We start from the raw sequence: 23,739 nt of genomic DNA on the forward strand, positions 1-23,739 counted from the left end.
AATATTCTGCTTATGATGCATATTTTTTCGATGAAGAGCAAGACTAAGAAGCTAAAGATTCAGCCTCTCGAAGATGCCACTGTTCTTTACATTCCTTTACTCAGATCCTATGGCAGTATGCCCGAACCGGTTGTGAATGTAGGCGACAAGGTAAAGAAATACCAATTGATAGCACGGAGTATAAACCATATGCCGGCTAATATGCATTCTCCCGTTTCGGGAATAGTGACCGATATAAGGGAAGCTTTGCAGGCTGACGGTTTTATGGCGACTACAATTGTGATAAGTAACGATTTTGAAGAGGCCGAGGTCGAACTGCCAAAAGATAACACTGATCTATACACTTCCGGGCAATTGATAGAACTGATAGAAGCTGCCGGAATAGTCGGCGAAGGTGGAGCACAGTTTCCTGCCTCTCTGAAATATAAGCTTGAAGGGCACAAGATAAATACCTTTATCATAAATGGAACAGAATGTGAACCGTACCTGACGGCCGATTATGCTTTGATGGCAGAACGTACAGAAGAACTATTCAAAGGGATTGGCATAGCAAACAGAATACTTCAGGCAGATGATATTGTCATCACTATAGAAGAACAGAATAAGGAGCTTCAGAAGATATTCAGTCCATTTCTTCAAAAAGCCGGATATAAGAACTACCGTGTTGTAGTTCTCCCGAATGAATATCCTCAAGGTGGCGAACTCCAGCTTATCAGGTCGGTAACGGGAATTGAGCTGCCCCGCTCTCAACGTCCCCGTGATATAGGAGTTATTGTCAGTAATGTAGGAACTATTTGTGCCATGTATGACGCAGTGGTAAACCGCCATCCGGTAATCAGCAGGACAATAACCATATCGGGAGAGGAATCACTCAACGAAGGTAATTTCGAGGTTAAGATCGGTACTCCTGTCGGTCATTTTATAAGCCTGTTTGGCTTGTCTGTTACAAATAAGACAGTTGTATTAGGAGGCCCTATGATGGGACGGGGTATTACAGATTGGAATGTACCTGTCTCGAAAGGCTCGTCCGGAGTACTATTCTTCCGTAAAGAGAGAATTAAACGAAGCAATTGTATATCCTGCGGCTATTGTGTCGATGTATGTCCGATGCATTTGATGCCGATGAAGTTCGAAGAGAATTTCCGCAGGGGAAAATACTTCAATCTCGAGAAATATAGCATTAGCAGCTGTATAGAATGCGCTGCTTGCGAATATATCTGTCCGAGTAATGTGCCCCTGATCGAGAGTATAAAGGAGGGAAAAATCAAATTAAAACAACTGGCAGATGCAATACGATAAAATGATATATGCTCCTTTTGTAAGGAAAGATGTGAGTACCAGCAAAATAATGACCGACGTCATTATCTCTTTACTACCCTGTATAGCCATATCATATCTGGCCTTCGGCTTTGTTCCATTGATGGTGATACTCGTAGCAGTGGGCAGTGCATTGGTTACCGAATTTATCTTTTCCTCTATTTTTTTCAAACAGACTGATTCTATTGCTGATGGTTCGGCCATTATAACGGGTATCCTGTTATCGTTTACCATTGCGCCTTTTACACCGCTGTATGTTGTTGCGTTCGGCGGCGCTATGGCTGTTCTCTTTGGAAAGTTGCTATGGGGCGGAGTCGGACGTAATATATTCAATCCGGCATTGGTGGGGCGCGAGTTTATGGCGATATTCTTTCCCGTGGTAATGACTTCCCGTAGCATATGGTATGATAAAACAGCCGTTAATATAGCCGAACTTAACCTTATCGGAGATAATTTTTTCGACCAGTTGATATATAAAGCATCGGGGGCAATAGGAGAATACTCTGCTTTACTGCTAGTCACAGGAGGGATATTTCTTCTGATACGTCGCCGGATTTCTTGGCATATACCTACTGCTTTACTAATCGCATTCACCGCTTTATTATTAATATTCTCTACATATACTTCATATAGAATACAGTTTTCTCTTGGAGGCTTGTTATTGGGGGCTATCTTTATGGCTACCGATATGCCCTCCAGTGCCTCTACTAAATGTGGGAAACTCTATTATGGCGCAATGATAGGTATTGTGGCTATTATCTGCATTCTCAATGATGTGAAATACGAATATATGTCTTATTCGATTCTTCTGCTCAATGCTTTTGTACATCCAGTCAACTGGGTATTCCGCCCAAAGGTATGGGGAGAGAAGCTGGATGTATATACACGTCTGTGGCAGGCATTATCCGTCACAGCTGCTATTCTGATCGCTACATTTGCTGTAATATACCTACATCACTTAGGAGCTATTATGTATCTGATATTTATCTTCATCCTGTATTGCGTGGTGAGATTCATTGCTAAGGATATAAGGCGGGATACAGTTAATGATTAACAGTCGCCATAGAACAAATAAGATCATGTATTATATACAAAATACTTAAAACATATATCATTAATCAGAGCAGAGATCACACAGAGCATATGTACAACAAAAGATTTAAAAATATTGACGTATCTTTGTTTCTTAACAAAACAATGATAAATATAAATTCAAAATAATGGTGAATAAGAAGCCTCTGATACTGATAACAAATGATGACGGATATCAGGCAAAAGGCATAAATGAATTGATAGAAAGCGTAAAAGGATTAGGTGAAATAATAGTGGTGGCTCCGGACGGCCCCCGTTCGGGAATGTCGAGCGCAATAACTTCGTTACAACCATTGCGGGCGCATTTAATTAAAGACGAAGCAGACCTGAAAATATACAGTTGTACCGGAACTCCGGTCGATTGTGTAAAATTGGGTATAACCGAACTCACCGAACGCCAACCCGACATTGTACTTTCTGGAATCAATCATGGCTCGAATGCAGCTGTTGCCGTACTATACTCAGGAACAATGGGGGCTGCAATGGAAGGTGCTGTATTTAAAATACCATCTGTCGGTTTTTCGCTTTTGGACCATGATCATCATGCGGATTTCTCTGCCTGTCATAAGTATACACGCATGCTTACATCTCAGGTACTAAAGGACGGATTACCGACGGGAACATGTCTTAACGTAAACATACCGAAAGGACATGATATAAAAGGGCTAAAAATATGCCGTCAGACATCAGGGAAATGGACGAATGAATTTGTTCTATCGAAGGATGGCGCCAACAAACAGATATATTGGCTCGCCGGGGAATTTACCAATGATGAGCCACACGATGAAAATACTGATGAATGGGCGCTATCTCACAATTATGTTGCGGTTGTTCCCGTAAAAGTGGATATGACGAATCATGATTACCTGGAACCGATAAGGGCTTGGGAGAATTTAATTTAGTTATAAATTATAAGTTATGGGTTATGAGTTGCTGTCATTCATACCATGCATGACTGCTAACTGTTGACTGCTGACTGTTAACTGATATTTATGAAATATTTTCTTGTAGCGGGAGAAGCCTCCGGCGACCTGCACGGGTCGAATCTGATGGCGGCATTAAAAGAGCAGGATGCAAATGCAGAGTTCTGTTTTCTGGGCGGTGACCTCATGCAGGCACAGGGAGGCAGACTGGTAAAGCATTACAGAGAAATGGCCTTTATGGGCTTTATACCTGTATTGCTTAACCTCAGGACTATTCTGCGCAACATGAAAATGTGCAATGAGGAAATTATCAGGTTTCAGCCTGATGTACTTATACTTATAGATTATCCGGGCTTTAACCTTAAAGTGGCCAAATATATAAAGACACATACACAGATACCTGTCTATTATTACATCTCGCCGAAAGTATGGGCATGGAAAGAATACAGGGTCAAATCATTCAAAAAGTATGTGGATGAAATGTTGTCTATCCTTCCGTTCGAAGTAGACTTCTATAAAAAGCATAACTACCGGATCGACTATGTAGGTAACCCTGTAGTGGACGCAGTGGCAAATTTCAGAGAAGAGAACAAAGACGACACACGGGATAAATTCATCTCAGAAAACAAGCTGGATAATAAACCTATTATTGCGCTGTTAGCAGGAAGTCGGCAACAGGAGATAAAAGACAACCTGCCGGCAATGCTCGAATCGATAGAAAAATTTACCGATTACCAGCCTGTCATAGCCGGAGCACCTGCAATAGAAGCAGATTACTATAAGAAATACATTGGAGATAAGCCTTGTAAGATAATTTTCGGACAAACATACCGTTTACTTGAATATTCAGAAGCAGCTTTGGTTACCTCAGGTACGGCAACACTGGAGACGGCCCTGTTCCGTGTTCCACAGGTTGTATGCTACGAAACCCCGATACCTCATGTCGTATATTGGGTATTTAAGAACGTACTTCACACAAAATATATTTCGCTGGTGAATCTGATTTCCGATAAAACAGTGGTACAGGAATTGTTCGCCAAATTCTTTTCTGTCGAAGCTATAAGAAATGAAACTGACAGGCTATTGAATGACATTCCTTATCGTAACAGGATGTTATCGGAATATGATGAAATAATAAACATACTGGGTAAGCCGGGCGCATCCGGACATGCAGCAAAGATTATTATAGATAAATTGAAAAAGAGGAAATAGATTCCCCTTTTTTCTACTCTCTATCTATTTATATTTAAGGCAATGGCGTTAATGTCACGTTCCTGAACTCAACATCTTTACCTTCGCTCTGTAAACCAATGTAACCTTCCTTGATTTTATTTGTACCCTTATTCTGGAAGGCTCCGTTGATATATACCGTGATCACTCCGTTACGGCAGTATACATCAGCGCAATTCCATTCTCCGGGAACTTTTTCCGTCGAAGCCTTATCCTTCGCTATCACCGGAAATTTAGGACGTCCGCTTTCAGGATTCTTGTATTCAGCCAGATCGGAACCGTTGAGTAATACAAAATCACCTGCGCTTCCAGCTTTTAGCTGACATTCTATACCGTTTGGAAAAGGATTCTCCGGTTTTTCTATCAATAAGAAAATACCGCTATTCGATGCTACACCCTCAGGCCAACGCCATTCTGCATGTAAATGATATTCACCGTATTTCTGCTTAGTATACATATATCCAAGTGGCTCACCCGTAATGTGAATCAACCCATCTTTTATATAGAACACCTTTTCGGCAGACACACTGTTATTCTCCAGCACAAAATTCCAGTTAGATAAATCTATTCCATTAAACAACTTTTGCACCTCCTGAGCTTTCGCCTGCCCAGAGAACAATGCCACAGACAAAAGGGCTGATACGACCACACTAAAAATCTTATTCATTGGTTTTTATTTTAAGAAATCACTTATTTTATCGAAAGTTAAACGGAACTGCTTATCCACCTCATCGGCAATCTTCGGAAGTGCCGGGAACGGGTCTTCATGGATATATTTATACGGATAATCCAGCGTCTCTATCCTGATAGGAATATCCCTGTCCGAACCCTGTAATGTATTAATAACCTCATATGCAGGCACAACTTCATCTTTAGCTAATGTAATAGCGTAGAATTGATGGCTCATTTCCCTGAAGCGGTTTTCTCTGGCTATCGTTTGTGACCGGTAGTTGAGCATACTTCTGAAATTATTTCCCTCGGGATGGGTATGCATATAATGGCGAAGTACTTCGTCGCGTTTCATATGACTTTCAAGATGCTCCACCACATAAGAATACAAACTTACATTGGCTTCACTGTCCAGAATGAACTTCGATACGGGTGATAAACGATTAAATACCGCTCCCCCGCAGAAAGTCGCGTATTTTGAGTTCGTAAAATGCCCGTCCTTATTACTCATCATAAGTATCTCCCCAAGGAATGTACCAATGGAGTAAGAAAAGAAATCTATTGAAGCATCTTTTTCTATTGCCGGGTGTAAGCCGTCTTTAAAGGCTTCGACAAAATCAATTACATCATAATAAGTCTGTAGGCCCGACCAGAGAAACCGTTGCGGCTTGTTATGAAGCCGGGTACTGATAGCAACATTAGACAGGCTGGAACAGATAACATCGGGATGGCGTTGCTTACGCTGTTCGCTCACATGATACATTTCCCTTGAATTGCTCCATGTGGCAGGCGCACGGTTCATATGGAAAGCTATAGGAAACATCACGATGGATTTACCTGTTTTCTCAGCTATATGTTTTGCCCAAGGCAGGTATTTACTCCAATATTTTTCATTAAAGCCATGAAATATAAATATAATACCTTTAGCCTTCAGCTCCTTCTTTGGCATTATCATATGATAGCGGAACTTTATATTTTCCATAATCTCCGCATCCTTCTTATTCAGCATTTGCTGAATGACATCCGGTTCATAATCTTCAGGTATACTTGGAATATACTCATAGTCGTCATTATTACCTAATCCGCCCGGAAGAATAAAGCGGTAATTCGACTCGAAAGTAAAATTACGCATAACCAGATTGTCATCAATTTCAATCTCGCTATCTGTATAATTCTCTATTTTTTTAAGATGGTTAAAAAGGTCTATATATTTCATTTCAGTCATAGGTTAATTGATTTTCTAACTGTTAACTGGTTAATAGTTGATGTCCTACTCTACAAAATAAACATTTCCTGGGCTCACAATACTCACGCTTCAGTTGAATCATTGCCTGCGAATCGGCTGCATTATTTAATGGCATTTTGAGTTTTTCGAAACGTTTCGTTATTGAATTTCTCTCCGGCTTCAGTATCTCGAGAAAACGAAGTGCCCGTTCGCAGTGTATTTCACTATCGATAGTCCTCCCATAAATAAACAGAATCGGAGCTACCGTGTTTATAAGTATAATGTCGAGAGAGGCATCTCCAAGGTATTTTACCTTTCGTTCGGATGAAACTCCGAATGCATAATGCGTCTGCCAATATTCAGAAGCGTTTACATGAAACATCAACCTGATGCGCCCCACATCATCGCAAGCCGTAATTTTAGAAAATAATCCATGTGAACTGTGTAATAAAGCTGCTAACTGGGCTATCCGAATCTGAGGAAAAGCAGTTGGCCGCGTTCTTAAACTTTTGAATACATAAGATTCTAACGGGGCCAGTTCATATTTATTTTTCAGGAAAGCATATTCTTTTTGTAGTAATGAATAATAATCATCATTTACTTTAAGATTGTCCAGCATGCCTGACTGCCCAAACAACAAGGCTTCTATCTGAATAAGGTTATCTCCCTGCTTCCGGATATATTTCAATGGCAGACTCAATGCTAATCTCTCGAAAGAATCGGAATTTAACCCAAACCCGAAATTACGCGAAAGAATTACATAAAATACATCCTCCCACGAGTTATTATACCGCTCGAGTAATTCCTGTATATGTTTTGATTTTCGTTCCAAACGTTCTATCAACAACGTATTCATCCACGAATTAATATGAAAAGAAGGCATAGAGCCGATATAATTGCAACAAGGAATATCTGTATTGGAATGAATGAGGAAATCATAATTCTCCAATATATGTTCCGGATAAGTTATTTCGCATTGCATAACCGGTTGCCCCGATTCGTTATACACCTCACAATTGGCTTTTTCCACAATATGGAGTATAACAGAGTTGTAATTCTTGTTTACATCATGCTTATGCTTCACCCACTGATCCGACGATTTATGGACTTCTACATTACCAGCCCAAATCTTATCTCCTATCTTAATCTTAGCATTAAAGAAATCAGGGCCTTCATTTGTGTTAGGCAAACCAACATCAATCACTTCTACTGGCTGACCTGTAGTCGTTTTCAGTCCTTTCTGGAAAAGCCTGAATTTCCATATGTAATGTAGTATATCTTCCATAATGTATTAGCTGATAACTATTGGCTTTTAGCCTTTAGCGCATTGTTATTTCATTGGCACATTTTCTCATTAGTCCATTAAAGTCCTGTTATCCCCATTTTTTTCATCAGGAAACTTGCGTTCATATTCTGAGCCACCCCTTCTCTTATCTTGTATGTAAAAGATAATTGCTCATCCTTTATATCAGCCTCAAATCGGTAATTCTTTATCACATCGGGGAATTCTTGTTCCAGATTACCCAATACGAGATCGTGTGTGGCAATTATACCGTTACCATCGAGCGAAACCAACTGTTTCATCAGGGCAATAGAACCTTTTTGTTTATCTTCCGAGTTGGTTCCTTTCAGTATTTCATCCAGAATAATAAACAGTTGCTCTCCTGATTGTAAGCGATCGATAATCATTTTCAACCGTTTAAGCTCTGCAAAGAAATAAGACTCGTTATCTGTCAACGAATCGGAAGTCCGCAAATTTGTAACCAATTTATAAGGATAAAACCTTAGCGATGTCGCACATACAGGCGCGCCTGCACAAGCCAGAATTAAATTTATACCGACTGTACGCAGGTAAGTACTTTTGCCGGCCATATTCGCCCCCGTCACTACCAGAAAATAAGGATGACGGCTTATTGTCACATCGTTACGCACACAAACACATCTGTTAAGCATCGGATGGCCTAAATCTTTACCCTCCAGCATAAAAGTATCCGCAACTTCCGGATATGTGTAACCAGGGTTATTATAGGCAAAGATTCCGAGAGAAACAAGGCTGTCGAATTTAGCTAATACCTTAAACCAACTGATAATATTATCTTTATGTAAAGTTATCCATTTTTCTATCTTTATAGAATAGATAACATTCCAGAAAAAGAAAGGATTCAGGAAAAGGAGTCCCAGAATATTCGATGACTGGTCAAGGTTATTGCTATACGATTTCAGTTGATGTATAGCGAGAGAAGCCGATTCTCCGCTGCTTATCTTGTTTTGGATGTTAATCAGTAACGTAGATTCAAACTTTTCATTCTCTATTATTTTAAATAGTTTGGAATATGTCCCCAGTGTTTCGATTTTTTTTTCAAACAAACTTTTCTTTAGGTTAATATCTTTTAATGGAGCAAGACTCAGCAGGAAAAAGATTGTCCAGACCAGACCTAATACTGCATATGGAAGCAGACCGGCAATACACAGAATAAGAACCGTAACGGATACAACAGGAGCGATATATATAAAATACCGCCAGAAGCTCTTGGATAACAACTTTGTCTGCATAAACTGCTGCGAAAAGAAATGAATATTCAAATCCTCAGCTCCGGTCATTTGCCCTATTGCCCTGAAGTGGTCGAGTAATTCGGTTTTTCCCCTCAACTCTTTTAATGCTTCCTGTTGAGCTACAATATCTTCTTTCTTTTCGAAAGGGTAAAGCAGTGTATCTGCCAGCCTGTCTTTTCCAAAAGATGTCACAGTCCTGTTTATTGATTGGAAGAATGAATGATTTCCAAACAAGTCCATATCTACACTGTAACTATGGTTTGCATCTGCTTTTTCAGGAGCGCCATCGAATGCAGAAAAGTCATAATCGATCCCTTTCAGTTCGTTCTCTGTATTTAGAATAAGTAATTCGCAATATTTTTTTTGAAGAAATAACCGGTTATGATATTTCATAAAAAAGAGATAAATCACTACGGACATACCTATTGCAACCAGCACAACAGGTGTATCGCTCCAGAAGATATAACTTATGGCAATACAAGCCAATACGATAACCAACCGTATTGTCCCTACCTGAAATATAACCCTCTTTAGTCGGGATAACGTTGCTTTCTCTTTATCGATACGACTTTTATACGAATTCTTTACTTCTTCCAATGTCATAGATGTTAGTTATATATTACAAGTTACGAATATATGAAATTCCATTTTGAAATTTAGAAACCCTATCAAAACAATTCATGCAATACATCCAACGACTTCAAACCCGGAAAATCGTAAAGATGCAAGCGATAGTACTCCAGCACCTTATTTATTATATTTATTCTGTCTTGGCGCGAAAAGACAAAATGATGCATATTTTCATATGAGATACGAGCTAATAACGAAAGTGATCTGCTATCTGTCCTGTTCAGGAAATGTTTATGTAGAGGCTGATAGAGCACAAATTCTCCGTTCATCATATCAAACATGCTATTCTCCCTGTATTCTTCCAAATTAGGGTAAAAGCCTAAAAAATGGCTGAGCTTAAGCATGAATACCAAATGAAAGTTAGAAATGCTCTTATCTGTCATTTCCAAAATCTGTACCGATTGTTCCAGAAAGCTAAATAGTATACGGCTATCATTTGTATCCTTCAATACGCGGGTGAGAAATTCGGAAAGGAAAAAAGCCATTGATGTCTTGCTCAAATCTCCTGATATATCGTATAAATACATATCGGCGCGGGCCTCACGTATTCGTTGTATATCACGTGAAGCCTGGTGCTCTACTTCCATATCGAGGATAGCAAGCGGCGAAAATAAAGATTTGGGAACTTTCGAACTCTTACCTCTGGCTTTCGACACCATATAAGTTACCCGCCCGAATGATTCTGTGAAAACCTGGGCAAGAACATATTTATCGTTATAGTTAATGGTATTAAGTACCAAACCCCTTGTTTTATAAAGCACTTCATTATAAATTTATATTAACAAAAATACAAATACAAAATTGAAAATAATGGCTCTTAAAGAATAAATAACTAACTTCGTACTATTATAGCACAAAATGTAATTTAAGAATTTTATGAGCAAAGACATTAAGAACATCCTGTTCGACTTTGGTGGTGTGATAGTAGGCCTGCACAAACAAACCGCATTAGATCGTTTCACAGCACTGGGATTTCCTAATATTAACGAATATCTGGGAGAATTTCGTCAAAAAGGGATTTTTCTCGAATACGAAGAAGGTAAGATAAACCGTGAAGATTTTGTTACCGAATTTCGCAAATTGTCAAATAATCCGGATGTCACCGCGGAACAGATAGACCATGCGTGGTTAGGTTTTTTGGTCGATATACCTGAATATAAATATCAGTTGCTCAAAGACCTCCGTAAAAGATATAAAGTTTATTTACTTAGTAATACCAATCCTTCAGTAATGGGATGGGCCATGACACATGAATTTTCTCCGGAAGGTTTACCTATCAACGCCTTTTTTGACAAGTGCTATTTATCTTATGAGATAGGACATGCCAAACCTGACCGGGAAATTTTTGATTTCATTATAGCCGATTCTAAAATGGATCCGGCCGAAACCCTGTTCTTCGATGACGGAAAGGCAAACGTAGAAATTGGTGAAAAACTGGGATTCCGGACTTATCTGACCGATCAGGATGAAGATCTGCGAAAAGTATTTACAGATAGGGGATTACTATAAAGAGTAGCCATATATGTTGCTTATAGACAAAGATCATAAACTTCAACATGCGCCACTAGTAGCTACAATAGGCTTTTTCGATGGCGTGCACACCGGGCATCGCTTCCTGATAGACCAGGTAAAAGAGGAGGCGGCCAAGCGTGGACTACCTTCTGCCGTTATCACATTCCCGGTACATCCGCGAAAGGTTTTGCAAAAAGACTACCAACCGGCATTGCTTTGCGGATTTGATGAAAAAACAGAACGTCTGGCTACTACCGGAGTCGATTATTGTGTATGCCTCGATTTTACAACGGAGATTTCCCAGCTATCAGCCAGAGAGTTTATGAAAGACATACTAAAAGATAAACTTTCGGTAAACACTTTAGTTATCGGATACGATCACCGCTTCGGACATAACAGGGAAGATGGTTTTGCCGACTATAAACGCTATGGTAGTGAAATCGGGATCAATGTTATCGAAGCCCGGGAACTTCCCGGAGAAGAACATGTAAGTTCATCGCGTATCCGCAAATTACTCGCCGAAGGATATATCCGTAAGGCAGCTAAATTGCTCTCATATAATTATACTATCTCGGGAAAGATAGTGGAAGGTTTCAAAGTGGGACGGACAATCGGCTTTCCTACAGCAAACATCCAGGTATGGGAAACGTATAAAGTAATCCCGGCGTTTGGGGTATATGCAGTATATGTGCATGTAGAGGGACAAAGATACGATGGCATGCTATATATAGGCAAGCGCCCTACCCTCCACAATGGAGATAATATCAGCATAGAGGTGAATCTGTTCAACTTCGACGGAGACCTATACAATAAGAATTTAACAGCCGAATTTATTGATTTTGTACGTCCTGACGAGAAGTTCATCGACATCGATACGTTAAAGAAACAGATCGGGAATGATAAAGACACGGTAATCAGCGTTATTGAAAATTACAAAAGGTTCAATACCTGACATTTTCAGTCATAATCATACAATAAAATATAAAAAAGCAAGGCGCAACAAAAAAATAATTGGTTAAAATGCTAAATAACTGATTTTTATTTTTACATTTGCTATCGCATAAGAGTTCTTAAGTGTAGTTTAAATTTTTCTTTTCAAGTCATTTCCCTTCTTTGGTAACCTTTCTTGTCTAGTTTCTTTTAGCTTTCCTATTTATTTACATCTTCTGCATAGAGTATTTATTATTTAATTTTTATTTTTTTACAATGAACATTTTTATCGCAGGGTTGAGCTACAGCATCAACGACAATGATTTGAAGGATCTATTCAGTGAATACGGAGAAATCACTTCAGCAAAAGTTATTATGGACAAAGCTACTGGCCGTTCTAAAGGTTACGGTTTTGTTGAATTAGCTGATAATGCAGCTGGCCAAAAAGCTATTGAAGAACTGAATGGTGCTGAATATGACGGAAGAACTATTTCCGTTTCTGAAGCTCGTCCTCGCACAGAAGGTGACCGTCCTCGCAGAAGCTATGACAACAACAGAGGTGGTGGCAATAATGGTGGATACAGAAGACGTGAATATTAATATTCACAGATAAAATACATGAGGAGCCATACTGTATAGTATGGCTCTTTTGTTTTCTTAATATCAACTATTGCCCTCCTTTTCTACAACATACGTACAAATCCTACCCATATCTTTCCCAAATGCTCTCTATTGAAAAACCAGCCGACCGAAGTAGGCCGGAGGGTATTTCTCTTTCGGCTTTTAGGGCAAACAACATTTATTTTCTTGAAAAAGTTTATCTATATGTATAAGCTGTTAGCCGTTAGCTAATAGCTGTTAGCTCTTTGATGTATTGATTGGCCCCTCCATTGACTACACTTCGTTCCGTCGAACGTTGTTTCTCTCTAAGGGGCAGGGCTACAGGGAGAGTAAAAAGTAACAGGTAGAAAAAGTGTTACCTTTGTTACTTTTTAACAAGTAAAGCGAATCAGTAGTTGAGATTTAATGTTCAATTATTTTGAGCTCCACTTCGTTGAGCTCAAACGTTCATTTTGGCATTGCCCAAAACGAACCAAAAGGCTAGCGCTTCGTTCCTCGGCGACCCAAAACCGTTTTGCCGTCTGAATCAAACACACGGGCTATCGCCCCGTTTGATTCTACGCCGCCTGCAACGGATTGGGTACCCCGCCTGCGTCACTAATGCGCAAGGGCTGACGCACGTGGGGCTAAAGCCTGAAAAGACACAGTCTTGTCGCCGCATCGCGATAACGGCCTCATTCCGCAGGCGGGGTACCCAATCCGTAAAGCGGAGGTGTAGGGCAAAATAGGGTAGCTGCTATACACGGCTGATAATCCAACTAAAAATGACTCCGTATTATTTTGCCCCACCGAAGCTGCGGTTTTGGGTCGCCGGAGGGATGTAGCCTTGATTTTTTGTTTCGTTTTGCATCAAGGCAAAATGAAAAACAAGCCGGATGGCGCGTTAGAAAAAATAGAACGTTTTAAGTAGCGAGAGCAGAAGCTAAATTTATTTTGCTTATGCCGAGTCACGAAAAACGACTAATGGAATTGAACAATTTTATACTACAATAGTTACTTTAACTACTGATTGGCATAAGTAGTAAGTTTTAAGTATTAAGCTGAAAGTTATACGAGATACAAGTTGTTAACTAATGACTGGTTACCGTAAAGTCACTTATGTGATAGCTTAAGCTAACGGCTAATAGCTATCAGCTAAAAGCCGAAAATATGTCAGAAGTGTCAGGTTTTAACATTATACAGTTAATTAATATAACAAAAACGAGAAATAATTAACCTTGCCAATTTTCAGGTTTCATCTATCCGACATCAAAAATCTATTTTCAGATAAAATTTTTCAATATAAGATATGGAAATATCTTTTCAAATTTATCTATACATATGAAATGCATCCATGAGAGATCCGGTAAAAAAGTGTCACTTTTGTAAAGTTTTTACATAAAAAGAGTAAATAATTTTATATAATAAAAAACAACAGAAAGAAATTCTATTATTCCGGCTTCAAAAGCGTATAAAATGTCAGAAATATGCTTTACGACATACTTTCAGCAAATTAATATTAATAAACATTTTTATACATTTACTCTAATTTAATTAACCTAATATTATGAAAAAGATTGCCCTCTTTATTCTATTTATTTTTGCATTTATGAATAGTTACAATTGCTATTCACAATCAAAGTATGGTAATGCCACAGTTGAAGAATTGTCGATGACTTCATATCCTCAGGATACAACTGCCGCCGCTGTTATGTTACTGAAAAAGGGGGATACCCGCTTCGTCTATAACAACCTATATGGTTTTCAGTTTGAATACACACTTCAGGTAAAGATCAAAATACTTAAAACCGAAGGCCTTGAGTGGTGTGACCAGGAGATCTCATATTATCAGGCGAGCAGTTCCTCAAAAGAAGATATCAGAGGGCTATCCGGAACAACTTACAATCTGGAAGGCGGAAAAGTAGTGAAGACAAAATTATCAAAGGACTTTATTTTTGAAGAAGATACCGATAATAAATGGAAAGTACGGAAATTTACGATGCCTGCCGCAAAAGTAGGATCTGTTATCGAATATAAATACACAATCGTATCCGATTTCTTCTACGATCTCCGCGATTTCAATTTTCAATCATCTATACCGATTCTCTACACCTCATTCGATGTCACGTTGCCTGAATACTTCCGGTATCATCTAAACACCCAGGGATACATTGCATTAGCACCAAAGAAAGAGCCTGTAAATGAGACATTCCACATTCAATACAAAGATGAAAACGGGCGTTCGCAAGGGACCCAGGTACGATGTTCTGCCGATCGTTATACCTTTGTGGGGACTGATGTTCCGGCCATAAAGAACGAATCCTATTTATGGACAATAAACGATTATATATCAAAAGTTTCTTTTGAACTCCAAAGCATACAAATGCCATACTCCACAGTAAAAAACTATTCTTCGTCGTGGAGTAATATCGATAAAGAAATTATGGAATCCAGTATGTTTGGAGGAAATCTGAAGAAAGCAGACCTATTCAAAGACGAAATAACTAAAGGGAATGTAAGTGTCGACAGAGCAAAAGAAATACAGGATATGGTCAAATACAAAGTGAAGTGGAACGACCAGAATGCTTTCTATCCCAAAAACCTGAAAGATGCCCTAAAAAACGGTATTGGCACAAGCGCAGAAGTAAACTTCCTGTTAATAAACGCACTCCAGGCGGGAGGATTCGATGCATTCCCCGTAATATTGAGTACCAGAAGTAATGGGCGTATGCCGATATCGCATCCGAGTATATCCGCATTCAATTATGTAATTACAGGTATCAAAATAGACACTACGATGTACTTTACCGACGCAGCAGCCAAATACGGAGACTGGAACTTGCTTCCCGAAAAATGCATGGTACCACAGGCACGCATCCTGAGGGCAGATTATTCCAATTGGGTAGACCTTACCGGGGTTTCGAACGGTTCTGTATTGAAAACAATAAATTTAACGATTAATGACTCTAAACTTATCGGCAAATCAACTGATACACGTAAGGGCAACGCGGCATACAATACCAAGGTCAGCTACTACAACCATAAAGATCAAAATGACTATATAGAATCGATAAGCAAGAGACTTTCTTGTGAAATAGACAGTTTTTCGATATCAAATCTGGATAATACAAGCGAGGCCTTAAGGATGAACTATATACAATCCTCAGATATCGATATGGCTGATGAATATATATATATCACCCCACTTACGGACAAACCATATTCCGAAAACCCATTTAAGAAAGAAACTCGTGAATATCCTATCGAATTCGACTACCTGATCAATTTTGTACAAATAATAGATTTTATTGTACCGGAAGGATATACTGTAGAAGAGTTACCCAAAGGCGAAAGGATGGTACTCAACGATAATGATATGAGCCTCACCTACCGGGTTGTTCAATCAGGTAACCAGGTCCGTCTTCATTACCAGTACCAATTGAAGAAGATACAATTCTTACCTGCCGAATATGAAAATTTACGTGATTTCTTCTCTAAATTAATCGCTAAGAATTCAGAACAGATTGTACTCAAAAAGACATTAAGTGCGGAATAAATCAGAACCGGAACTATTATGTACAAACACTTCATTTTAACTCTATGCATATTATCATCTGTAATAGTATGTGCAAATGGTAATTCGATAAATCAGGCTTCCGACAGCCTCCGTGAGAATGCGGTTGCGATTGTTCAGAACTCCGATATAGTGATAATCCAGTCGGATATGAACAACGCCACATGTAAGGTAACGAAAACAATGACAATACTCAGCAAACAAGGAGAAGGTTTTGCTCATTTTTATGCTTTTAATGATAAGTTCAGGGAAATGAAAGATTTTTCTGCTGTCGTAAAAAATGCATCAGGTAGTGTTATCCGGAAAATCGGAAAGAAAGACCTGACGATATCTTCCATGTCGGACCAAATGGCTACAGATGCATACTCAATTGTCTATGAATACAAGATTCCCACATATCCATACACGATAGAATATACATATGAGGAAAAATGGAAGAACGGTATAATCTCATACCCTGCTTTCACACCTATTCAAAGTTATATGCAATCGCTGGTCAATGCGAGTTACAGGATAGAACTGCCTGTGGATATGAATCTGAGATATGATGCAAATTTCGATTGCAATATTAAAGATGAAGTTGTAGGAAATAAACACATATATTCATTTACGGCACACAACCTTAAAGCAATTAATAGTGAACCTTTGGCTCCGGCGTTAAGGGATATATATCCGAGAGTTCTGATTGCTCCAGCTGATTTCTGCTATGATTCCTCTTGCGGGAATATGTCAGATTGGAAGAACTATGGCACGTGGGTGTCCGGTTTACTCAAAGGACGTGATACTTTGCCAAATGATATTGTCGACAAGCTTAAATCGCTTGTAAAGGATGCCAAAACGGACAGAGAAAAGGTCGAGATATTATTTAAATATCTACAAGAGAATTCCCGGTATGTTAGTATTCAATTAGGTATCGGAGGATTCCAGCCAATAGAAGCATCCAATACAATGAAAACGGGTTTCGGTGACTGCAAAGGTTTATCAAATGAAATGAAAGCCATGTTAAATGCTATTGGTATCCCTTCAAATTATTGTGAGATATATTCCGGCAACAGGAAGTCTTTTACTAAAGGCTTTTCAAATATAAGTGAAACTAATCATGCTATTTTACTTGTACCTCTTCAGAATGACAGCTTATGGCTCGAATGTACCTCTCAAACAATACCTTTTGGTTATATCCACGATGATATAGCCGGTCATGATGCCCTCGTTGTAACTGAAAACGGAGGTAAAGTTTGTAGAGTATCCAAGTATCAGGACAAAGACAATAAACAGGAATCAATAATCACTATCAATGTCTCAGAAGATGGAACTGCAAATGGTACCTTAGCCTTTGTTGAACACCTGCATGGATACTTTTACAACGTATTTGCAATGACATCGAAGGACAGAGAAAAGGTGATCGGATACATCAACCGTAACATTAAATTTCCTAAAGTGCAAATAGACAACATAAGTACAAAAGAAGACAAGTCATCATTACCGTCCTGCTCTTTATCTGCAGACTTTGTAGCTACTGATTTTGTAAATAAAACAGGTACGCGTTTATTCATCCCGGCATGTCCTCTGGAAAAAGGAAGCTATAATATGCTTTCATCCAATACGCGCATTCAGGACATTGTGATTAACAATGGGTTTTCAGAATCCGACTCTATCATTATCAATATTCCTGAATCATATACGACTGAATCTTTACCCAAGAATCTATCCCTGACAACTCCCTTTGGTAAATTTGAAACAGAAGTAAAACAAAATGGGAATAAGATTATATATATTCAAAATATTGATATCTTTACAGGACGGTATGATAAATCGCAGTATAAAGAGATTAAGGCTTTTTTTGCAGAAATTACTGCTGCAACTAAAAGGAAGTTAGTATTAAGGAAATCATGATCAATAATTATAGTAAACACTAAGCATCTTAACTGAGCATCAAGACTAAGCTAAAAAGCTGAGAACAAATGATCTCAGCTTTTTATTTTTTTCTCTATCTCGGCTATCTCGTCCCGGAAGACTTTGTCTACCTCCATTTGCTCTTTTACTGTCTTACAAGCATGCAGCACTGTAGCATGGTTCTTCTTTCCTATGAGGGATCCGATCTGAGCCAGCGACATTTCAGTATAACTCTTCGACAGATACATAGTCACCTGCCTGGCTTGAACTATCTGCCGCTTACGTGAAGCGGTATGAATTAACTCACTCTTTATATTATAGAAGTCACAAACAACAGATTCTATCGCACTAATTGTTATCTTCTTTGCTTCAATCTTCTTAATAGCTTGACCTATAACACGTCTGGCCAAAGGTAAATCAATCTCTTTATTGTATACCAGTGAATGTGCCATTATAGATACAATGATTCCTTCCAAATCGCGGGCGTTATCGGTTACATTCTCTGCTATATAATCAACCACATCTTCTGGTATGGACAATCCATCGTGAAGAATCTTATTTTGAAGGATCTTTAGCCTTAACCCCTTATCGGGATGATCTATTTTCGTGGTCAATCCCCATCTGAAACGTGTAAGCAATCGCTCTTCCACTCCCTGAAGCTCAGACGGAGATTTATCTGAAGTAAGAATAAGCTGCTTATTATTCTGATGCAGGTGATTGAATATATGAAACAGTGTATTCTGAGTTCGTTCTATTCCGGCCAATTCATGTATATCATCTATGATAAGTACATCAATACCCTGATAGAAGTTGATAAAGTCATTGGTCGTATTATAACGTCCAGCATCTGCATATTGAATTTTAAATAGATGAGCCGATACATATAATACCCGTTTTTCGGGATACAGTTCTTTGATACGCGTACCTATTGCATGGCAAAGATGAGTCTTCCCCACACCTGATGTTCCATGGAGAAACAGCGGATTAAACGCTGTTTTACCAGGATTCTTTGTTATCGTTTCACCAGCTGTACGGGCCAGCTTATTACTTTCCCCTTCAAAAAAGTTATCAAATGTATACTTTAGATTCAGTTGCGAATCAAAATCATCTGCTACAACTTTTTGAAAAGGATTAGGCACCTTATTAGTACTTTTGACAGAACCTTTATCTACCGGTAGTGTTTTTGCATCACCTCTATAATCTACAACTGTATTTGTTGTATTTTCCATCAGTATGCGATACTGCAATATAGTATCCCTGCCTATTTCGCGATGCAGAGTAGTTTTAAGTAAGTCGACAAACTTATCTTCGAGATACTCATAAAAAAATTGGCTTGGTACCTGTATCGTAAACACCTTATTTTCATAAGATAAGGGAACAATAGGTAAGAACCATGTTTTGAAAGCCGCCTCAGGTATATTGTCCTGAATGACCGTTAAACAATTAGCCCATAATTTTTGAGTTGAAGAAGAATCCATTTAATAGTTTAGTTATATTTGTCTATATTACTCTCTCGATTTCGTAATGTAAATTTCATAATTAATTTCATAAAAAAAAAGTGCCCCCAAATTTGGATTTCTAGTTTTAGAAACATCTCTTTTAATTTCAATGACTTATGACGTTATTATAAAATCACCCCTTTCAATACAAACAACTAACTAATTATCAAACAATTGTGTTTTTAATAGCATTTTAATTACGTTTTAACAATTTCGTAATACTGCCCGAAAAGTATAAGGGTGACACTATTAAGCAAAAAAAATATTTTTACTTATTTAGATCAATTCTAAATAGAATACTTTAAAAGACCTTTACATTAATATAACGGGATGGATTTTGCCTTACATCTTTAAGTAACAACGAAGCATTACTAATTGTTCCGTTAATACTATCATATAATTGACGATCATTCAATAATAATCCCAAAGAATTATCTTTAGATGTGATTTTCGTAGAAAGATATTCTATATTTTTCATGGTAGAATCTACAGACTTGAATGTAGAAGCCAAATCCATCTGATTGATCTTACCCGATACACTACTTAGGTCGTTAGACATTTTCCCCAGATTCCCGGTTATGGTGGGAACGTCCTTATTTAATGTAATCATCATCGAATTTAGCTGTTTGGTCGATTTAGCCAGATCGCCCGTAATCTGATTGATATCTGTAAGCGACTGATTCAACGCCGGATTGTTTACCAAGGTCTGAAGACCGATAAGTATTGAATCAATCTTTGGTATGAGCTGTTCTACCTGAGGCAGCATAGTACCAGCAGCATCTAACATACCTTTTACCCGGACACCTTTTATAGTATCGGTGGAAGTAAGATTTTCCTTTGTATAAGGGTTGGTCTCAAGCATGATCGTAGCCGATCCCAGAACAGAGACATCCAGCGACATCTTGCTACCTTTTGGTATCTCCATACCTTTGTCCATATTCAGATATACAATCACACGTTTTTGATTTTTAGGGTCTAGCTCCATGGAAGATACCAGACCTACCTGAAATCCATTCAGCGTAACAGGTGTCGACTGGGTTAGACCTGACACATCGTCAAAGACGACAATATATGAATTTGATGGTTTAAAAAGATTTACACCTTTCAGAAAACTGATACCGTAATACAAAAGGAAAATTGCAATTACAAAGGCTATACCTATCTTCACTTCTTTCGATATTTTACTCATAACTATTAAATTATGTAATTCTAAGGTCGCGGACCTATTTATTATTTTGTTAAGTTTAAATACTACAAATAGCGTTATTGAAATAATATAGTATCAAACACCATATTCTATCCAAAAAGTGCTTCGTCATCATCTATTTAACTCGTTCCCCGTTTCTAAATTTAACGACAAACGCATCTTTAAACTTAGCTCTGACTTGGCGTTGTATTTTAATTATCTCATTATAATCAGTGGTCGAACCACATGTATATTTATAGCTGCCACCATCTTTATAGAACATTACAGGCGAAAGACCCTTAAATTCCTTCGAATTATCCGGGAGTTTCTTTGGTGACACCAAGAACTGTACCCGGTATTCCTCCTTGCTACTAACATTTTTCGTCACCGTACTATTTCCCTTCTTTGTGGTTTCAGCTACATTTCCAGAGGTTTCACCAATTTTCTTAGGCGATTTCTCTCTTTTCTTTGGTACCTCTACTATGTTTTTCACTCTGGCTGACTCTTTCACAACCGGAGTATCAGCATCCTCTACAACATAAGTATCTTCTTCGATAGCCACTTTTTCTTTTATGATAGCTTCATCGATTATGTCATCAGGTTCTTCGTTTTTATCCGGCGCAGAAACATAACGGCCTTGTTTTTTATCAAATTCTCGTTTATATTTTTTGAATCCGGAGTATATCGCAGTCGCCATCGCCCTTTGCCCCAACCTCGAAGACAAATATTTAGCCTCAGCCTGATTGTTTATAAAACCCAGTTCGATAAGCACACTTGGCATACTTGTTTTCCTTAACACAAGAAATCCGGCCTGACGTACGCCTCTGTCTGTACGCTTTGCTATACTTCTAAAATCTTTCTGTATGTAATCTGCAAACTGCAGGCTTTGTTCCATATACTTATTCGACATAAACTCGAATATAATATACGACTCCGTCGAATTAGGATCGAAGCCCTCATATTTTGATGTATAGTTATCCTCCAATAAAATCACAGAGTTCTCTCTCTTTGCCACTTCCAGGTTTTCAGCGCTACGGGCTAACCCTAATATATAGGTATCGGCCCCGGAAGCACTTGTTGTCTTTGCAGCAGTTGAGTTTGTATGAATGGATATAAACAAATTGGCTTTTGCCTTATTGGCTATCTGCGTCCGCTTGTCTAAATCTACAAAAACGTCTGTCTTTCGGGTATAAACGACTTTGACATCATTAAAGTTTGCTTCTATCAGTTCGCCTAAAGTCTTAGCTACTCCCAGATTTATATCTTTCTCCTTATATATACCTCTCACAGCTCCGCCGTCCTTACCTCCATGCCCTGCATCGATAACAACAACGAACTTAGAATCAGCAGCAACGATGATCCCAAGAAATGCGAATATATAAACAAAAAGAATAAAGAACCGTTTCATACCTACAATTCTAACTGTATGAAATTTACACTAAGCTTTATTATATACAACCTCGTTTTTCAACTCTTTACCGTTGAAGAAATCAAGAATATTATTCATAGTTGTATGTGCGATATTCGACATTGCCTCCTGAGTAAAAAAGGCCTGATGAGATGTCACTATCACGTTATTGAAAGACAGCAACCGGGCAAGCACATCATCAGTCATCACACTATCCGAATGGTCTTCATAGAAATAAGCCCCTTCTTCTTCATATACATCCAAACCGGCATAACCAACCTTACCGTTAAGTAATCCTTCTATCAGATGCCTGGTATGGATCAACTTTCCACGTCCGGTGTTGATTATCATCACCCCTTCTTTCATTTTGGCGATGGATTCGTCACAGATAAGATATTCAGTTTCTTTTGTCAGCGGACAATGTAATGTAATAATATTGGCATTGGCATATAGTTCGTCCAGTGACACATATCTGACACCTGTAGCATCAGCCCATTTTGTATCCGGATATAAGTCATAAGCAAGTACATTCATACCCAGTCCCTGAAAGAGACCTGTAGCGACCTTTCCTATCTTACCGGTACCTATCACTCCGATAGTCTTACCATACATATCGAATCCCTGAAATCCTATCAAAGAAAAGTTACCGTCGCGTGTACGCAAAAACGCACGATGAACCTTTCTATTGAGACAAAGCATCAAAGCCAATGTATGTTCGGCGATAGCATGGGGGGAATAATCAGGAACACGTACGACCTTTATACCCTTTCTGGCAGCAGCAGCTATATCTACATTGTTAAAACCGGCACAACGTAGTGCAATCAGCTTTACACCATAGGAATGAAGTTTGGACACAACTTCCTCATCTACTTTTGCATTCACAAAAATACAAACAGCATCGGTTCCACTTGCCAAAAGCACATTATTCTTATCGAGATGTTCTTTATGATAGACCAGTTCGAAGCCATATGCTTCGTTAGCCTTATTGAAAGTAGCCATATCATAAGGCTTTGCGTCAAAAACCGCTATTTTATATGCCATTGCTTTACCTACTATATATATTATTAATCTTTTATACCTGATTGCAAAAGTAATTAAAATAACCTTTATCCTCAAAAACTACATTGATTAGTTCTTTTTCAGTCTGTTTTTTTCATTTTATTTACATACTGTTTACCTAAAAAGGTTACAAAGGTAACACGGAAATCAATTAATAATTAGCTTGTCATGCTGAGCAGAGCGAATCATCTCGTCAGCGAACAGTCATCAGCTAAGAACTTTTATCTCGCATCTTATCTACTCGTGCCTCATTCAACTTTCTCCAAAAAGGTAACAAAGGTAACACTATTTCTACCTATTACTTTTTACCCTATCTGTGGCCTCCTCCCGGGGAGAAACAACATTCGACGGAACGAAGTGTAGTCAATGGAGGGGCCTATCAATACTTCAAATAGCCAAAAAGCTGACAGCTCCTTATATAGATAAACTTGCCGCCAAC

General features: G+C 38.5%; 18 protein-coding genes. 9 read left to right on the plus strand and 9 right to left on the minus strand.

Translation table 11 applies throughout. The features are described from left to right. Positions 1-12: 12 nt before the first annotated feature. The 4 genes from rsxC (at position 13) to lpxB (ending at position 4,544) form a co-directional block, all read left to right on the plus strand. Positions 13-1,299, plus strand: a complete 1,287-nt coding sequence (gene rsxC, locus HMPREF9455_RS05370) for an electron transport complex subunit RsxC (protein ID WP_006798601.1) — start codon at positions 13-15, stop codon at positions 1,297-1,299. Further along, positions 1,286-2,371 (plus strand): RnfABCDGE type electron transport complex subunit D, encoded by a 1,086-nt coding sequence (locus HMPREF9455_RS05375; RefSeq protein ID WP_006798602.1) that lies wholly within the window; start codon positions 1,286-1,288, stop codon positions 2,369-2,371. The genes rsxC and HMPREF9455_RS05375 overlap by 14 nt, the downstream gene beginning before the upstream one ends. A 166-nt stretch (positions 2,372-2,537) precedes the next feature. Further along, complete coding sequence (gene surE, locus HMPREF9455_RS05380; protein WP_006798603.1) at positions 2,538-3,311, plus strand: 5'/3'-nucleotidase SurE; 774 nt, start codon at positions 2,538-2,540, stop codon at positions 3,309-3,311. A 90-nt stretch (positions 3,312-3,401) separates the two neighbouring features. Then, complete coding sequence (gene lpxB, locus HMPREF9455_RS05385) at positions 3,402-4,544, plus strand: lipid-A-disaccharide synthase (protein WP_006798604.1); 1,143 nt, start codon at positions 3,402-3,404, stop codon at positions 4,542-4,544. A gap of 34 nt (positions 4,545-4,578) precedes the next feature. Here the strand turns inward: lpxB and HMPREF9455_RS05390 are convergent, their stop codons facing one another. The 5 genes from HMPREF9455_RS05390 to recO form a co-directional block, all read right to left on the minus strand. Continuing rightward, positions 4,579-5,229 carry a 3-keto-disaccharide hydrolase gene (locus HMPREF9455_RS05390; protein WP_006798605.1) on the minus strand — a complete coding sequence of 217 codons (651 nt, stop codon included), beginning with the start codon at positions 5,227-5,229 and terminating at the stop codon, positions 4,579-4,581. Between the two features lie 6 nt (positions 5,230-5,235). Beyond that, positions 5,236-6,456 carry a DUF6051 family protein gene (locus HMPREF9455_RS05395; RefSeq protein WP_242052376.1) on the minus strand — a complete coding sequence of 407 codons (1,221 nt, stop codon included), beginning with the start codon at positions 6,454-6,456 and terminating at the stop codon, positions 5,236-5,238. A gap of 22 nt (positions 6,457-6,478) precedes the next feature. After that, positions 6,479-7,741, minus strand: coding sequence for a DUF2851 family protein (locus tag HMPREF9455_RS05400; protein ID WP_006798607.1), 1,263 nt, complete (start codon positions 7,739-7,741; stop codon positions 6,479-6,481). A gap of 77 nt (positions 7,742-7,818) precedes the next feature. Further along, positions 7,819-9,612 carry a MutS-related protein gene (locus HMPREF9455_RS05405; RefSeq protein ID WP_006798608.1) on the minus strand — a complete coding sequence of 598 codons (1,794 nt, stop codon included), beginning with the start codon at positions 9,610-9,612 and terminating at the stop codon, positions 7,819-7,821. 65 nt (positions 9,613-9,677) lie between these two features. Continuing rightward, positions 9,678-10,400 (minus strand): DNA repair protein RecO, encoded by a 723-nt coding sequence (gene recO, locus HMPREF9455_RS05410; protein WP_006798609.1) that lies wholly within the window; start codon positions 10,398-10,400, stop codon positions 9,678-9,680. A gap of 115 nt (positions 10,401-10,515) precedes the next feature. Here recO and HMPREF9455_RS05415 point away from each other — a divergent pair, with 115 nt between their 5' ends. The 5 genes from HMPREF9455_RS05415 to HMPREF9455_RS05435 all read left to right on the plus strand — a co-directional run bounded on the left by HMPREF9455_RS05415 (position 10,516) and on the right by HMPREF9455_RS05435 (position 18,148). Next, positions 10,516-11,148: an HAD family hydrolase gene (locus HMPREF9455_RS05415; RefSeq protein WP_006798610.1), complete on the plus strand. Its 633-nt coding sequence runs from the start codon at positions 10,516-10,518 to the stop codon at positions 11,146-11,148. A gap of 13 nt (positions 11,149-11,161) precedes the next feature. Continuing rightward, positions 11,162-12,103 (plus strand): riboflavin biosynthesis protein RibF, encoded by a 942-nt coding sequence (ribF, locus tag HMPREF9455_RS05420; RefSeq protein ID WP_006798611.1) that lies wholly within the window; start codon positions 11,162-11,164, stop codon positions 12,101-12,103. Between the two features lie 254 nt (positions 12,104-12,357). Further along, on the plus strand, positions 12,358-12,681 hold the full coding sequence (locus tag HMPREF9455_RS05425; RefSeq protein ID WP_006798612.1) for an RNA recognition motif domain-containing protein: 324 nt from the start codon (positions 12,358-12,360) through the stop codon (positions 12,679-12,681). A gap of 1,567 nt (positions 12,682-14,248) precedes the next feature. Beyond that, positions 14,249-16,237, plus strand: a complete 1,989-nt coding sequence (locus tag HMPREF9455_RS05430; RefSeq protein ID WP_006798613.1) for a DUF3857 domain-containing protein — start codon at positions 14,249-14,251, stop codon at positions 16,235-16,237. 18 nt (positions 16,238-16,255) lie between these two features. Continuing rightward, positions 16,256-18,148, plus strand: coding sequence for a DUF3857 domain-containing protein (locus HMPREF9455_RS05435; RefSeq protein WP_006798614.1), 1,893 nt, complete (start codon positions 16,256-16,258; stop codon positions 18,146-18,148). A gap of 74 nt (positions 18,149-18,222) precedes the next feature. Here the strand turns inward: HMPREF9455_RS05435 and dnaA are convergent, their stop codons facing one another. The 4 genes from dnaA to HMPREF9455_RS05455 form a co-directional block, all read right to left on the minus strand. Beyond that, positions 18,223-19,626, minus strand: coding sequence for a chromosomal replication initiator protein DnaA (gene dnaA / locus HMPREF9455_RS05440; protein WP_006798615.1), 1,404 nt, complete (start codon positions 19,624-19,626; stop codon positions 18,223-18,225). A 322-nt stretch (positions 19,627-19,948) separates the two neighbouring features. After that, positions 19,949-20,836 (minus strand): MlaD family protein, encoded by an 888-nt coding sequence (locus HMPREF9455_RS05445; RefSeq protein WP_006798616.1) that lies wholly within the window; start codon positions 20,834-20,836, stop codon positions 19,949-19,951. Positions 20,837-20,969: 133 nt separating this feature from the next. Beyond that, on the minus strand, positions 20,970-22,241 hold the full coding sequence (locus tag HMPREF9455_RS05450) for an N-acetylmuramoyl-L-alanine amidase family protein (RefSeq protein ID WP_006798617.1): 1,272 nt from the start codon (positions 22,239-22,241) through the stop codon (positions 20,970-20,972). A 30-nt stretch (positions 22,242-22,271) separates the two neighbouring features. Further along, on the minus strand, positions 22,272-23,282 hold the full coding sequence (locus HMPREF9455_RS05455) for a 2-hydroxyacid dehydrogenase (RefSeq protein WP_006798618.1): 1,011 nt from the start codon (positions 23,280-23,282) through the stop codon (positions 22,272-22,274). Positions 23,283-23,739: the final 457 nt, after the last annotated feature.

Source organism: Dysgonomonas gadei ATCC BAA-286 (genome assembly GCF_000213555.1).
Classification (GTDB): Bacteria; Bacteroidota; Bacteroidia; order Bacteroidales; family Dysgonomonadaceae; genus Dysgonomonas; species Dysgonomonas gadei.